The following is a 12,645-nucleotide window of genomic DNA, read 5'->3' as shown; positions in this document are numbered from 1 at the left end:
TGCCGAACCCGAAGACCGGCACGGTGACCATGGACGTCGCCAAGGCCGTCTCGGACAGCGATCGCCTGCGGCCGGTGCGCGCGGGTGAGGGTCAGTGCCTCGTACTCGGTGCTCACCGGGATCCTTCCGTCGCGGGGGCCGACCGGGCGCGGGCGGCCAGGGCCTCGGTCTCGGCTTCGTCGGGCATGGCGGACGAGCAGGCCAGCCGCGAGGCGACGAGGGCCCCGGCGGCGTTGGCGAACCGCAGGGTCCGTTCCAGCGGCCAGCCCCGCAGCAGGCCCAGGCAGAGCGCCCCGCCGAAGGCGTCCCCGGCGCCGAGGCCGTTGACCACCTCCACCGGCACCGGCGGCACCCGGACGGTCTCGTCGCCGGTGCTGGCCAGCACCCCGTCGGGCCCGAGCTTGACCACGGCCAGCCGCGGCCCGCGGTCGAGCAGCAGCCGGGCGGCGCGCTCGGGGTCCCGGCTGCCGACGGCCACCTCGACCTCGTCCAGGTTGCCGACGGCGACGGTGACGTGCGGCAGCGCCTGCGCGTACGCCGCCGTGGCGGTGGCCGGGTCGGGCCAGAACATCGGCCGGTAGTCCAGGTCCAGGATGGTGTGCGGGGCGCCGGCGCGGGCGGCCAGCGCGGTGGTGTGCGCGTCGCGGCTGGGGCGCTGGCACAGGCCGGTGCCGGTGAGCCAGAGGATCCGCGCGGTGGTGACCGCGTCGAGGTCCAGCTCGTCGGGATGGATCTGCAGGTCGGGCGCGGTGGGCGTGCGGTAGAACCAGATCGGGAAGTGGTCCGGGGGGAAGATCTCGCAGAAGGTCACCGGGGTGGGCAGCCCGGGGACGGGGCGGACCTGACTGTCGTCGACGCCGAAGTCGCGCAGCGCCCGGTGCACGTACTCGCCGAACGCGTCGGCGCCGGTGCGGGTGATCACCCCGGCCCGCAGCCCGTAGCGGGCGGCGGCGACGGCGACGTTGGTGGCGCTGCCGCCGAGGAACTTGCCGAACGTCTCGACCTCGGCCAGCGGCGTGGCGATCTGGAGCGGGTAGATGTCCACCCCGACCCGGCCGATGGTGAGCACGTCGAGCATGCGGCGTCCTTCCGCCGGGCCGGCGACGGCGTGCCCGCCGGCTCGAACCTGGTCATTGATTGGTAACAGTGGCCGCGAGTGGTGTCAATGTGTTGTCCTGACATCCGCAGGACTCTGCTGGGTGACCACTTCGGTACAGTGACGCCCACCCCCGTGCGCCGACCCCGGCGTCCGTGACGAGGAGGTCCCCCGTGACCGGCCCCGAGATCGTCGTCGACCGCAGCAGCCCGGTCCCGCTCTACTTCCAGGTCGCCGAGCAGTTCGCGGCGGCGATCCAGCGCGGTGACCTGGTGCCCGGCGACCGGTTGGACAGCGAGTTGCAGCTCGCCGACCGGCTGGGGCTGTCCCGCCCCACCGTCCGGCAGGCCATCCAGCATCTGGTCGACAAGGGGTTGATCGTGCGCCGGCGGGGCGTGGGCACCCAGGTCGTGCGCGGTGAGGTGCGGCGCGGGGTGGAGCTGACCAGCCTGCACGACGACCTGGCCCGGGCCGGCCGGCAACCGTCCACCTCGGTGCTGGAGCTGGCCACGGTGGAGTGCCCGGCGAAGGTGGCCGCCGCGCTGGGCGTGGCCGCCGGCAGCCCGGTGCAGCACCTGCGCCGGCTGCGGTTCGCCGACGGCGAGCCCCTGGCGGTGATGCAGAACTGGCTGCCGCCGGCCCCGGTCCGGCTCTCCCTGGAGGCGTTGCAGGCCCGGGGCCTCTACGCCATCCTGCGCGCGGCCGGCGTCCGGGTGCGCAGCGCCCACCAGCGGATCGGCGCGCGGGCGGCCACGGCGGCGGAGGCGCAGATGCTCGGCGAGCGGCGCAACGCCCCGCTGCTGACCATGGCCCGCACGGCGTACGACGACGAGGGCCGGCACGTCGAACACGGTGAGCACATCTACCGCGCGTCCCGGTACGCCCTGGAGGTGACCGTCGCCGAGCGGTGACGGTGAATGTTTCGCACCGATTTCGGTGACAGGTATTTACGTCGTCAGGCTGTCATGACATTGTGGCCGACAAGCACCGCCGGCATCGACCTGCGGCCGGCCGGCGACCCGCGAGTCTCTTCGAAAGTCACCTCTTGCGAAGGGAACAGCCCATGTCAGTCACGCCGAGACGCGTCACAGGCGTGCTCGCCGCGCTCACCGCCGTCACCCTCACCGCCACCGCCTGCGGTGGCTCGGACGGTCCCGCCGGCAAGGACGCCAAGAACATCACCCTCACCATCGCCTCCAACGCCATCGCCGGGGGTAAGAACTCCACCGGCGCCGAGTGGATCCAGAACTGGGTCATCCCCAAGTTCGTCGAGGCCCAGAAGGCCAAGGGCGTCACCGCCAAGGTGTCGTTCGTGCCCAGTGGCGTCGACGACGAGCAGTACAAGACCAAACTGGCCCTGGACCTGCGGTCCAAGGGCGGCGCCGACGTGATGTCGATCGACGGCATCTGGGTCGGCGAGTTCGTCCAGGCCGGCTACCTCAAGCCGCTGTCCGAGGTGGCCGGTGACCAGGCCGACAAGTGGGACGGCTGGTCCCAGATTCCCAAGAGCGTGCAGGGCCTGGGCACGTTCGAGGACAAGAAGTACGGCATCCCGCAGGGCACCGACGGCCGGGTGCTCTACTACAACAAGAAGCTGTTCGCTCAGGCCGGCCTGCCGGCCGACTGGCAGCCGAAGAGCTGGCAGGAGATCCTCGACGCCGGCACGAAGCTCAAGGCGCTGCCCGGGGTCACCCCGATCCAGATCAACGCCGGTACGGCGATGGGCGAGGCGACCACCATGCAGGGCGCGCTGCCGCTGCTGGCCGGCGCGGGCGGGGAGATCTGGAAGGACGGCAAGTGGGCCGGCGCCAACCAGCCGGTCAAGGACGTGCTCGACTTCTACACCAAGGTCTACGGCGGCGGCCTCGGCGACCCGAAGCTGCAGCAGGAGGCCAAGGGCCGGGACAAGTCCTTCGAGGAGTTCGCCGCCGGCAAGATCGGCATCCTGGCCGAGGGTGACTACTTCTGGCGCAGCGTCATCAACCCGAAGGACGGCACGGCCAAGATGGCCGACCGGGACAGCACCGTCGGGTACGCGATGATCCCGGCCAAGCAGCCCGGCGCCGGCATCCGGGGCCAGGACTTCGTCAGCATGTCCGGCGGCGGCGTCGACGTGCTGAACCCGAACTCGAAGTACCCGTCGCAGGCGTTCGAGCTGCTGGCCTTCATGCACTCGGCGGAGGCCACCAAGGCCCAGCTCGCCGGCGATGCCCGGATCACCTCCCGCACCGACGTCAACAACGAGGTGCTCGCCGGGGACCCGATGCTCAACTTCGTCGCGACCAAGGTGCTGCCCCTGACCGCGTACCGGCCGCCGCTGGCGGTCTACCCGCAGGTCTCGGTGGCGCTGCAGGAGGCGACCGCGGCCGCCGCATCGGGCAAGAGCGCCGACGAGGCGGCCTCGGCGTACCAGAAGAAGGTCGAAGGGATCGTCGGTGGTCCAGGTAACGTCTCGTCCTGACGAGACGGTCGCGGGAGCGCGCCCGGAAACGGGCGCCTCCCCGGCCCCCGACGCGGCCGGGCTGGGCCGGGCCCGGGCCGCCGGGTTCCTCGTCCCGAGCATGGTGCTGATCCTGCTCTTCCTGGTGCTGCCGGCGGCCTGGACGATCTACCTCGGCGTCACCAACTACCGGCTCACCGGCCTGGCCGCGGCCCATCCCGAGGTCGTCGGGCTGGACAACTACACCAGCGCGCTGGGCGACGAGCGGTTCCGCAGCTCGCTGCTGCTGACCCTGCAGTTCGTGCTCGGCTCGGCGGTGATCGGGCAGGCCGGCCTGGGCTTCGCCATCGCGTTCGCGCTGCGCGACCGGCGCGGGCCGCTGCGCCGGGTGGTCGAGGCGTTCGTGCTGCTGTCCTGGATCCTGCCCAGCTCGGTGGTCGCCTTCCTGTGGATCGCCCTGCTGGACCGGGACGCCGGCACGCTCAACGCGCTGCTGCACACGCCCGGCACCGCCTGGCTGCTCGACCACCCGATGCTGTCGATCATCATCTTCAACACCTGGCGGGGCACCGCGTTCTCGATGATGCTCTACGCCGCCGCGCTGGAGAACGTGCCCCGCTCCCACCTGGAGACCGCCCGGCTGGCCGGCGCCTCCACCTGGCAGCAGCTGCGCGACGTGGTGTTCCCGCGCATCCGCGGCCACGTGCTGACCAACCTGCTGCTGATCAGCCTCTGGACGTTCAACGACTTCACCCCGTTCCTGATCACCGCGGGCGGCCCCGAGCAGCGCTCGGAGATCCTCGCGGTCTACGTCTACAAGGTGGCGCTCTCCGGCGGCGAACTCGGCTTCGGCGCGGCCATCTCGTTCATCATGCTGCTGATCAACCTGGTCATCGCGCTGATCTACCTGCGGATGCTGGGCCGGCGGAAGGAGCGGGCATGACCACGGTGACGGACCGGGCCGGGACCGGCCAGGCGGCCCGGGCGGCGACCCGGCACGTGCTGGCCCGCATCGGCCGGTACGTCTTCCTCTGCTTGGTGCTCGCCTTCTTCGCCCTGCCGCTGCTGTGGCTGGCCACCGCCCCGTTCGACGACACCCCGACCATCGGCGTCTCGCTGCCGAGTTTCACCCTGGCCAACTTCCGCACCCTGCTGGACAACCCGTACGCGCTGACCTCCCTGGTCAACTCCGTCTGGCTGGCCGGCGGCACCGCGCTGCTGGTGGTGGTGTTCGCCGCGCTGGCCGCGTACGCGCTCAGCCGGGTCCGAGTGCCGGGCCGCGACGCGCTGCTCTACGGCCTGCTGCTGCTCTCCTCGATCGTCACCGGCACCGCCACCATGGTGCCCCTGTTCGAGCTGGCGTTCCGGCTCAACCTGATCGACTCCCGGCTCGGGGTGATCCTGGTCCTCACCGGCGGCCTGCTCCCGGCGGCCATCTTCATCCTCAAGGACTTCATGGACGCCACCCCCACCTCCTACGAGGAGTCCGCGCGGGTGTTCGGCGCCAGCCCGCTGCAGATCATGCGGCACATCGTGGTGCCGGTGGTGCGACCCGGCCTGGCCACGGTCGGGGTGTGGGCGGTGGCCAACGTGTGGGGCAACTTCCTGGTGCCGTTCCTGCTGCTGCGCGGCCCGGACAAGGCGCCCGCGGCGGTGATCATGTACACCCTCTACACCGAGGGCGGGCAGGCCGACCTGCGGCTGCTGTCCACCTTCTCGCTGCTCTACTCGCTGCCGGTGGCGCTGATGTTCGTCTTCGTCTCCAGCCGGTACGGCTTCCGCTTCCACGGAGGGATCAAGCGCTGATGTCCGCCATCACCCTGCGCGAGCTGACCAAGGTCTACCCCAACGGGGTACGCGCCCTGGACGCCCTCGACCTGGAGATCGCCGACGGCGAGTTCTTCGCCCTGCTCGGCCCGTCCGGCTGCGGCAAGACCACCCTGCTGCGCACCATCGCCGGCCTGGAGCTGGCCTCCGCCGGCAGCGTCCGCATCGGCGACCGGGCGGTGACGAACCTGCCCCCGGGCCAGCGGGACGTGGCCATGGTGTTCCAGGACTACGCGCTCTTCCCGCACATGACCGTGCGGGACAACATCGCCTACCCGCTGCGGATCAAGAAGGTCGGCCGCGGCGCCCGGCACGACAAGGCGGCCGCCACCGCCGACGAGCTGGGCCTGTCCGCCCTGCTGGAGCGCCGGCCCGGGCAGCTCTCCGGCGGCCAGCAGCAGCGCGTCGCGCTGGCCCGGGCGATGGCCTGCCACCCGCAGGTGTTCCTCCTGGACGAGCCGCTGTCCAACCTGGACGCCCGGCTGCGGCTGGAGGCGCGCACGTTCCTCAAGCGGCTGCAACGCGAACTGGGCGTCACCACCGTCTTCGTCACCCACGACCAGGCCGAGGCGCTGGCCCTCGCCGACCGGATCGCCGTCATGGAGGGCGGCCGGATCCGCCAGGTCGGCACCCCCACCGAGGTGTTCCGCCGCCCGGCCAACACCTTCGTCGCCGGGTTCATCGGCTCCACCCCGATGAACCTCGTCCCGGCCCGGGTGCACGGCGACGAACTCGCCGTCGCCGGGGTACGCCTGCCGGTGCCCGAGGACGTCCGCGGCCGGCTCGCCGACGCCGAGGACGTGGTCTACGGCGTCCGCCCCGAGTACCTCGACTACTCCCCCGAACCCGCGCCCGGCGCGCTCACCGGCCGGGTCGTGGTGGTGGAGAACCTGGGCAGCTTCTCCCTGGTCTCGCTCGACCTGACCGGCGACGACGACGGCACCAGCGTGCAGGTGGTGGTGCCGGAGGGACGTGAACCGCAGCCCGGCGACACCGGCTGGGTGGTCCCCCGCCCCGGCCGCTCCCTGGTCTACCGGGACGGCGAACTGGTCACCGGCACGGCCGCGCCGCCGGTGCCGGCACCCCGTACCGGCGTCGCCGCGGACGCCTGAGCATGGTCATCCACCGGGGCACCTGGACGCTGCGGGACCGCGCGGAGAGCATCATGCGGTCCCTGCCGGTCACCGTGCCGCCGGGCACCGCCGCGCTGACCGTGCGACTCGACCACCCGCGCGAGGCCGGAGTGCTGGACCTCGGCTGCCTCGGACCCGCCGGTTTCCGCGGCTGGTCCGGTGGCGCCCGCGACGGCTACACCATCACCGCCGAGCGGGCCACCCCCGGCTACCTGCCGGGCGAGCTGGAACCCGGCGAGTGGCAGGTGCTGCTGCGGCTGCACCGCATCCCGCCCGACGGCCTGCCGTACGAGGTCACCGCCACCACCAGCAGCACCCCACCCGCTCCCCCGGCCGCCGACCCCACGCCGCCCCGACCGGACCGGCCGCCCCGCGCCGACCTGCCGGCGGTGGACGGGATGCGGTGGCTCGCCGGTGACCTGCACGCCCACACCGTGCACAGCGACGGCAACCACACCATCGACGAGCTGGCCGCCCTCGCCGTCTCCCGCGGCCTGGACTTCCTCGCCGTCACCGACCACAACACGGTCAGCCACCACCCGCACCTGCCCGCGTCGGCCGGCCGGTACGGCATCACCCTGCTGCCCGGGCAGGAGGTCACCACCGACCGGGGCCACGCCAACGTCTTCGGGCCGGTCGGCTGGATCGACTTCCGCCAGCCCGCCGACCACTGGCTGGCCGCCGCGGAGACGGCCGGCGGTCTGATGTCGGTCAACCACCCGCTCGGCGGTGACTGCGCCTGGCGGCAGCCCCTGAGCACCCGCACCCGGCTGGCCGAGGTGTGGCACTCCGGCTGGTGGGACCGCACCTGGGGCGCCCCGCTCGCCTGGGCGCAGGCCTGGCGGCCGGACGTCGTACCGGTCGGGGGCAGCGACTTCCACCGGCCCGGCAACGACGCGCTGCCGGGCGACCCGACCACCTGGGTCCTCGCCGACGGCGACCCCACCGACGAGGCCACCGTCCGCGCCGCGCTGGCCGCCGGCCGTACCGCCATCTCCGCCGCCCCCGACGCGCCGCTGCTGCTGCGCCTCGGCGACGAGCTGCTGGCCCTCGGCGCGGACGGCGCGCTGCTCGGCTACCCGGACGGGCGGCACCGGGTCGTCCACGGAGACCGGTGCCGGCTGCCGGCCGGCGACGGACTGCACGTCCTGGAGTCCCACCGCATGGAGGTGATCGCGCTGTGCAGCTGAGCGGACGCACCAGAGTGGCCGGAGCGCCGGTCAACTACGGCATCTACCAGCCCACCGACCCCGACGTCGGTCCCGAGGACCTGCTCGCCGCGCTGGCCGCGGACGGCTACACCGGCGTGGACTCCGGCCCCATCGGCTACCTCGGCACCGGCGAGACGCTGCGGCGGCGACTCGCCGCGACCGGGATCGGCCTGGCCGGCGGCTGGGTCGACCTGCGCTTCGCCGACCCGGACGGCTTCACCGCCGACCTCGCCCAACTCGACGCGGCGCTGGACGTGTTCACCGCCGTCCCCGTCGACGACCCGCGCTTCGCGCCCCGCCCCACCCTGGCCTGCCCGGGCGACCCGGCCCGGATGGCCCGCCCCGGCACCCCGCCGGACCTGACCACCGGGCTGCCGGCCAGCGCCTGGCCCGACTTCGCCGACCGGGTGCAGCAGGCCGTGGACCGCTGCCGCGACCGCGGCCTGGAACCGGTGTTCCACTACCACCTGGGCACCCTGGTGGAGACCGAGGCCGAGGCAGACCGGCTGCTGGAACTCACCGACGTGAAGATCTGCCTGGACACCGGCCACCTGGCCCTGGCCGGCGGCGATCCGGTCGCGGCGGCCCGCAAGTGGGCCGGGCGGATCGGCCAGGTGCACCTCAAGGGCGCCGACCTGGACGTGCACCGGCGGGTCCGGGACGCCGGCGGCGGCCTCACCGAGATGGTCGCGGCCGGCGGGTTCTGCCCCCTCGGCACCGGCGACGTCGACCTCGCCGCGGTGCTGCGCGAGCTGGACCAGACCGGCTACGCCGGCTGGCTGGTGATCGAACAGGACGCGCCCGCGCAGGGCCGCGACCTGGACCGGATCCGCGCCGACCAGCACACCAACCTGCGCCGGCTCGAGGAGGCGCTGCGTTGACATCCTCTCCTCCCTAGAGGGAGGGGATCCCCTGGGTCGCCCCAGAGGCTTCCTGCTTCACCGCCGGCCGCCCCGTCCGGGAGGACTCCCGTTGAGGTCTTACACCAGCTCCACAGGCAGACACCGCCAGCCCGGCGGCCAGTATGTTGCGCGCGGCGTTGAGATCCCGGTCGTGGACAGCACCACATCGGCACGCCCACGGCCGCACATCCAGAGGCATCTGCTCGGCCAGCGCCGCGCAGGCCGAGCACTTTTTGGAGGACGGGAACCAGCGGTTGACCGTGACCAGCTCACGGCCGTACCAGTCGGCTTTTTACTCCAGCATGGTGCGGAGCTGTCGCCACGCTGCGTCCGAGATGGCGCGAGCCAGCCGGTGATTTTTGACCATGTTTCGCACGGTCAGATCCTCGATCACGATCGTTTGGTTGTCACGAACGAGCCGAGTGGTCAACTTGTGCAGGTAATCCCGGCGCCGGTCTGCGATGCGGACGTAAATGCGAGCCACCCTGCGCCTAGCCTTGGTCCGATTCGCCGAGCCCTCCTGCTTGCGGGACAGGTCCCGCTGGGCGCGGACGAGCCGAGCGCGATCGGCACGTTCGTGCCGGGGATTCGCGACCTTTTCCCCTGTGGAGAGAGTGAGCAGGCTATCAAGCCCTGCGTCGATGCCGACCGCCGCCGTGGTGGCGGGTGCGTCGGGGATCACGTCGTCGCACACAAGGGACACGAACCAGCGGCCAGCCGCGTCCTGGGAAACAGTCACGGTCGATGGCGCCGCCGCATTGGGCAGCAGACGCGACCACACGATGTCCAGCGGTTCGGTCATCTTCGCCAGCGTGAGCTTCCCGTCCCGGTAGCGAAACGCGCTTCGCGTGTACTCCGCGCACCGGCGGGACTTCTTCCTACTCTTGAAGGAGGGATAGCAGGCCCGCTTGGCGAAGAAGTTCGTGAACGCTCCCTGCAAGTGCCGCAGCGCCTGCTGCAAGGGCACCGAGGAAACGTCGTTGAGGTAGGCCAGCTCCTGCGTCTTCTTCCACGCCGTCAGCAGCGCCGAGGTCGTGTTGTAGCTGACCCGCTCCTGCCGCAGCACCCATGCCTCAGTACGTGCGGCCAACGCCAGGTTGTACACCTTTCGCACGCAACCGAAGGTACGTCCGAGCTCAGCGGCTTGCGCCTCGGTTGGGTAGAAGCGGAACTTGAAGGCTCGCTTCACGGTCCTGGACAAGGGCCAGACATTAGCACAATTGTTCGTAGATCGTGGCGTCGCGTATGGACAACCGTCCGTTCGCCTCCCCAGCCGACTGGCTTTTCTGCCTTGCTCTACAGGAGTTCCGTTGCCTCCCCCGTCCGAAGGCGGGATTGTCCACAGGAGGAAGTCGATGACCGAACCGGGCAAGCGGATCCGGATCGGCGTGGCCGGGCTGGGCGTCATCGCCCGTACCGTGCACCTGCCGCTGCTGCAACGCCGCGCCGACCTGTTCGACGTCGTCGCACTCAGCGACCTGTCCCCGGCCCGGCTGGCCGACCTCGGCGACCGGTACGGCGTCGAACCGGCCCGCCGGCACACCGACGCGACGGCCATGGTGGACGCGGGCGGCTGTGACGCCGTCCTGCTGGCCACCTCCGGCTCACACGGCGAGCTGGCCGCATCGGCGCTGCGCCGGGGCCTGCCGGTGCTCTGCGAGAAGCCCCTCGCCTACACCCTCGCCGAGGCCGCCCGGCTCGCCGGGGCCGACGCCGGACTGATGGTCGGCTACATGAAGCAGTACGACCCGGCGGTCGCCGAGGCCGCCCGGCTGCTGGAGGCCGTCGGCGGCGCGGCGGCGGTGCACGCGGTCGAGGTGACCGTGCGGCACGCCGCCGGGGACCAACAGCTCGCCTTCGCGAACCTGCCCCCGGCCCCCCGGGACCTCCCCGGCCCGGCGGTGGCCCGGCTGCGGGACGCCGACGCGCGGCTGCTCGACGCGGCGGTGGGCACCGACCCGGGCGCCCGCACCCTCTACCAGATCCTGATCAACAGCATCTCCCACGACCTGTCCCTGCTGCGGCTGTTCACCGGCGCGCCGGCCACCGTGGACCACGTGGCGACCTGGCCGCTGCCGGACGGGCCGACCGAACCGTCGGTGGAGATCGCCGGCCGCCTACCGGCCGGCGGCCGGTACGGCATCCGCTGGCTCAACCTGCCCGACGTCCCGGCGTACCGGGAGACCGTCACCCTGCACCACGCCCGGGGCGCGCTGGAACTGGTCTTCCCGTCGCCGTACCTGCTCAACGCGCCCACCACGCTGACCGCGGTGGACCGGCACGGCGGCGGGGAGCGGCGGGCCACGTTCCGGTCGGTGACCGAGGCGTTCGAGCAGGAACTGGTCGCCTTCCACGCGATGGTGACCGCGGGCGCGCGCCCGCTGACCGGCGTCGCCGAGGGCGCCGCCGACCTACGCACCAGCCAACAGGTGGTACGCCGCTACGGGGAACTGACCGGCGCGGCGATCGGCGGAGAGGCGGGCGAGCTGACGTGACGACCGAGATCATCGTGGTGCCGCACACCCACTGGGACCGGGAGTGGTACGAGCCGTTCCAGCGGTTCCGGCTGCGCCTGGTGGCCCTGCTCGACGACGTGTTCGACCGGATGGCCGCCGACGAGCGGCAACGGTTCACCCTCGACGGGCAGCTCGCCGCCGTCGACGACTACCTGGAGGTCCGCCCCGAACGCCGGGAGCAGGTCGAGGCGCTGGTCCGCGCCGGCCGGCTGGCGATCGGACCGTGGCAGATCCTGCTCGACGAGTTCCTCTGCTCCGGCGAGAACATCGTCCGCAACCTGGAACGCGGCCTGGCCCGCAGCACCGAACTCGGCGGCGCGATGCCGGTCGGCTATCTGCCCGACATGTTCGGCCACATCGCCCAGATGCCGCAGCTGCTGGCCGGCGCGGGACTCGCGCACGCCTGCGTGTTCCGGGGCGTGCCGGCGCGGGTGCGTTCACACACCTTCGCCTGGCGCTCCCCGGACAGCACCACCATCCGCACCGAGTACCTGCCCGGCGGCTACGGCAACGCCGCCGGGCTGATGGACGACCCCCGGCTGGTCACCCGCCGCGCCGCCGACCTGGCCGAACGGCTCACCGGCTGGCGGCCCGACGGCGTGGACACCCCGATCCTGGCGATGTACGGCACGGACCACGCCGCGCCCGCCCCGGACGCCCCGGACCGGCTGGCCGCCGCCGCGCTCGACGGGGTACGGCTGCGGCTGGGCACCCTCGCCGAGTACTTCGCCACCCAGCCCACCACCGTGGACGGCCTGCCCGTGGTCGCCGGTGAGCTGCGCTCGCACGCCCGGGCGAACATCCTGCCCGGCGTCATCTCCGTCCGCGCCCACCTGAAGCAGGCGATGGGCCGGGCCGAGCGGCGGGTGGAACGGTACGCCGAACCCCTCGCGGCGCTCTTCGGCGACCGGTCCACGCAGCGCTTCCTGGACATGGCCTGGACCCGGCTGATCGACGCGAGCTGCCACGACTCGGTGACCGGTTGCGGCTGCGACGAGACCGCCGAGCAGGTGGCCGCCCGGCTGGCCGAGGCGGACCAGCTCGGCCGCGCCGTCTGCGACCTGGTCGGCGGGCGGCTGGCCGCCGGGGTGCCCCGCGACGGGTACCTGCTGTTCAACCCCAGCCCGACGGCGCGCACGGCCGTGGTCCGGCTGGACGTCGAGGCCCCGGCCGAGGGCCCGGTCGGTCTGGTCGACGCCGCCGGCACGGTCGTGCCCGCCCAGGTGCTCGACCGGGCCCGCACGCTGCTCGCCGACGACCTGGTGCCGGCCGGTGAGCTGCCGGCGGTCCTGACCCGGGTGCACGGCACCGAGCTGTACGGGCAGGAGATCACCGCCTGGTCGGTGTCGCCCGCCGACGCCGCCCTCACCTTCGAGGTGGCCCGGCACGGCGACCCGACGTTCGACGTCGAGGACGTGAAGCTGGCCCTGGCCGACGCGGCCGGCCCGGACCGGTGGCGGGTCCGCATCGTCGCCGCCGTCGACCAGCCGACCCACCCCGTCGACGCGCAGCCCGTCCGG

At 72.6% G+C, this 12,645-nt stretch carries 11 protein-coding genes and 1 pseudogene; 9 read left to right on the top strand and 3 right to left on the bottom strand.

All coding sequences use genetic code 11. The features are described from left to right. Positions 1–112: 112 nt before the first annotated feature. A complete protein-coding gene (gene iolC, locus ACWEVO_RS14850) occupies positions 113–1,078 on the bottom strand; it encodes a 5-dehydro-2-deoxygluconokinase (protein WP_452308075.1) in 966 nt (321 codons plus the stop codon). A gap of 191 nt (positions 1,079–1,269) precedes the next feature. Here iolC and ACWEVO_RS14845 point away from each other — a divergent pair, with 191 nt between their 5' ends. From ACWEVO_RS14845 to ACWEVO_RS14815, 7 genes are all read left to right on the top strand, one after another. Next, positions 1,270–2,007, top strand: coding sequence for a GntR family transcriptional regulator (locus tag ACWEVO_RS14845; RefSeq protein WP_452308074.1), 738 nt, complete (start codon positions 1,270–1,272; stop codon positions 2,005–2,007). A gap of 152 nt (positions 2,008–2,159) precedes the next feature. Then, a complete protein-coding gene (locus tag ACWEVO_RS14840; protein WP_452308073.1) occupies positions 2,160–3,557 on the top strand; it encodes an extracellular solute-binding protein in 1,398 nt (465 codons plus the stop codon). After that, positions 3,532–4,479 carry a carbohydrate ABC transporter permease gene (locus tag ACWEVO_RS14835; protein ID WP_452308072.1) on the top strand — a complete coding sequence of 316 codons (948 nt, stop codon included), beginning with the start codon at positions 3,532–3,534 and terminating at the stop codon, positions 4,477–4,479. The genes ACWEVO_RS14840 and ACWEVO_RS14835 overlap by 26 nt, the downstream gene beginning before the upstream one ends. Beyond that, positions 4,476–5,342: a carbohydrate ABC transporter permease gene (locus tag ACWEVO_RS14830; RefSeq protein ID WP_452308071.1), complete on the top strand. Its 867-nt coding sequence runs from the start codon at positions 4,476–4,478 to the stop codon at positions 5,340–5,342. The genes ACWEVO_RS14835 and ACWEVO_RS14830 overlap by 4 nt, the downstream gene beginning before the upstream one ends. After that, positions 5,342–6,475 (top strand): ABC transporter ATP-binding protein, encoded by a 1,134-nt coding sequence (locus ACWEVO_RS14825; RefSeq protein ID WP_452308070.1) that lies wholly within the window; start codon positions 5,342–5,344, stop codon positions 6,473–6,475. Before ACWEVO_RS14830 ends, ACWEVO_RS14825 begins: the two co-directional genes overlap by 1 nt. Positions 6,476–6,477: 2 nt before the next feature. Further along, the gene (locus ACWEVO_RS14820; protein ID WP_452308069.1) at positions 6,478–7,686 is read left to right on the top strand and encodes a CehA/McbA family metallohydrolase; all 1,209 of its coding nucleotides are present in this window, start codon (positions 6,478–6,480) and stop codon (positions 7,684–7,686) included. Further along, positions 7,677–8,588, top strand: coding sequence for a sugar phosphate isomerase/epimerase family protein (locus ACWEVO_RS14815; protein WP_452308068.1), 912 nt, complete (start codon positions 7,677–7,679; stop codon positions 8,586–8,588). The genes ACWEVO_RS14820 and ACWEVO_RS14815 overlap by 10 nt, the downstream gene beginning before the upstream one ends. 13 nt (positions 8,589–8,601) lie before the next feature. On the opposite strand, the pseudogene ACWEVO_RS14810 reads toward ACWEVO_RS14815, so the two are convergent. After that, positions 8,602–8,889: pseudogene (locus tag ACWEVO_RS14810) on the bottom strand (zinc ribbon domain-containing protein); the annotation flags it as partial. Between the two features lie 12 nt (positions 8,890–8,901). Next, the gene (locus ACWEVO_RS14805) at positions 8,902–10,017 is read right to left on the bottom strand and encodes an RNA-guided endonuclease InsQ/TnpB family protein (RefSeq protein WP_452308067.1); all 1,116 of its coding nucleotides are present in this window, start codon (positions 10,015–10,017) and stop codon (positions 8,902–8,904) included. Here ACWEVO_RS14805 and ACWEVO_RS14800 point away from each other — a divergent pair. Both ACWEVO_RS14800 and ACWEVO_RS14795 read left to right on the top strand, forming a co-directional pair. After that, entirely contained in the window at positions 9,965–11,104 is a 1,140-nt protein-coding gene (locus ACWEVO_RS14800; protein ID WP_452308066.1) for a Gfo/Idh/MocA family protein, read from the top strand. The two genes, ACWEVO_RS14805 and ACWEVO_RS14800, sit on opposite strands and share 53 nt — an antisense overlap. Beyond that, positions 11,101–12,645 (top strand): glycoside hydrolase family 38 N-terminal domain-containing protein (locus tag ACWEVO_RS14795; protein ID WP_452308065.1); only part of this gene is annotated, 1,545 nt, incomplete at its 3' end. The genes ACWEVO_RS14800 and ACWEVO_RS14795, both read left to right, overlap by 4 nt.

Source organism: Micromonospora sp. NPDC003776, from assembly GCF_053605645.1.
Note: the sequence above shows the minus strand (reverse complement) of the source record. Positions and strands in the feature narration are given on the sequence as shown.

Bases quoted from the DNA above. Each gene is read 5' to 3' on its own strand.
- ACWEVO_RS14825 (WP_452308070.1), top strand. From the start codon at position 5,342: ATGTCCGCCATCACCCTGCGCGAGCTGACCAAGGTCTACCCCAACGGG.
- ACWEVO_RS14805 (WP_452308067.1), bottom strand. From the start codon at position 10,017: ATGACGCCCAGCCCGGCCACGCCGATCCGGATCCGCTTGCCCGGTTCG.
- iolC (WP_452308075.1), bottom strand. From the start codon at position 1,078: ATGCTCGACGTGCTCACCATCGGCCGGGTCGGGGTGGACATCTACCCG.
- ACWEVO_RS14830 (WP_452308071.1), top strand. From the start codon at position 4,476: ATGACCACGGTGACGGACCGGGCCGGGACCGGCCAGGCGGCCCGGGCG.
- ACWEVO_RS14820 (WP_452308069.1), top strand. From the start codon at position 6,478: ATGGTCATCCACCGGGGCACCTGGACGCTGCGGGACCGCGCGGAGAGC.
- ACWEVO_RS14840 (WP_452308073.1), top strand. From the start codon at position 2,160: ATGTCAGTCACGCCGAGACGCGTCACAGGCGTGCTCGCCGCGCTCACC.
- ACWEVO_RS14800 (WP_452308066.1), top strand. From the start codon at position 9,965: ATGACCGAACCGGGCAAGCGGATCCGGATCGGCGTGGCCGGGCTGGGC.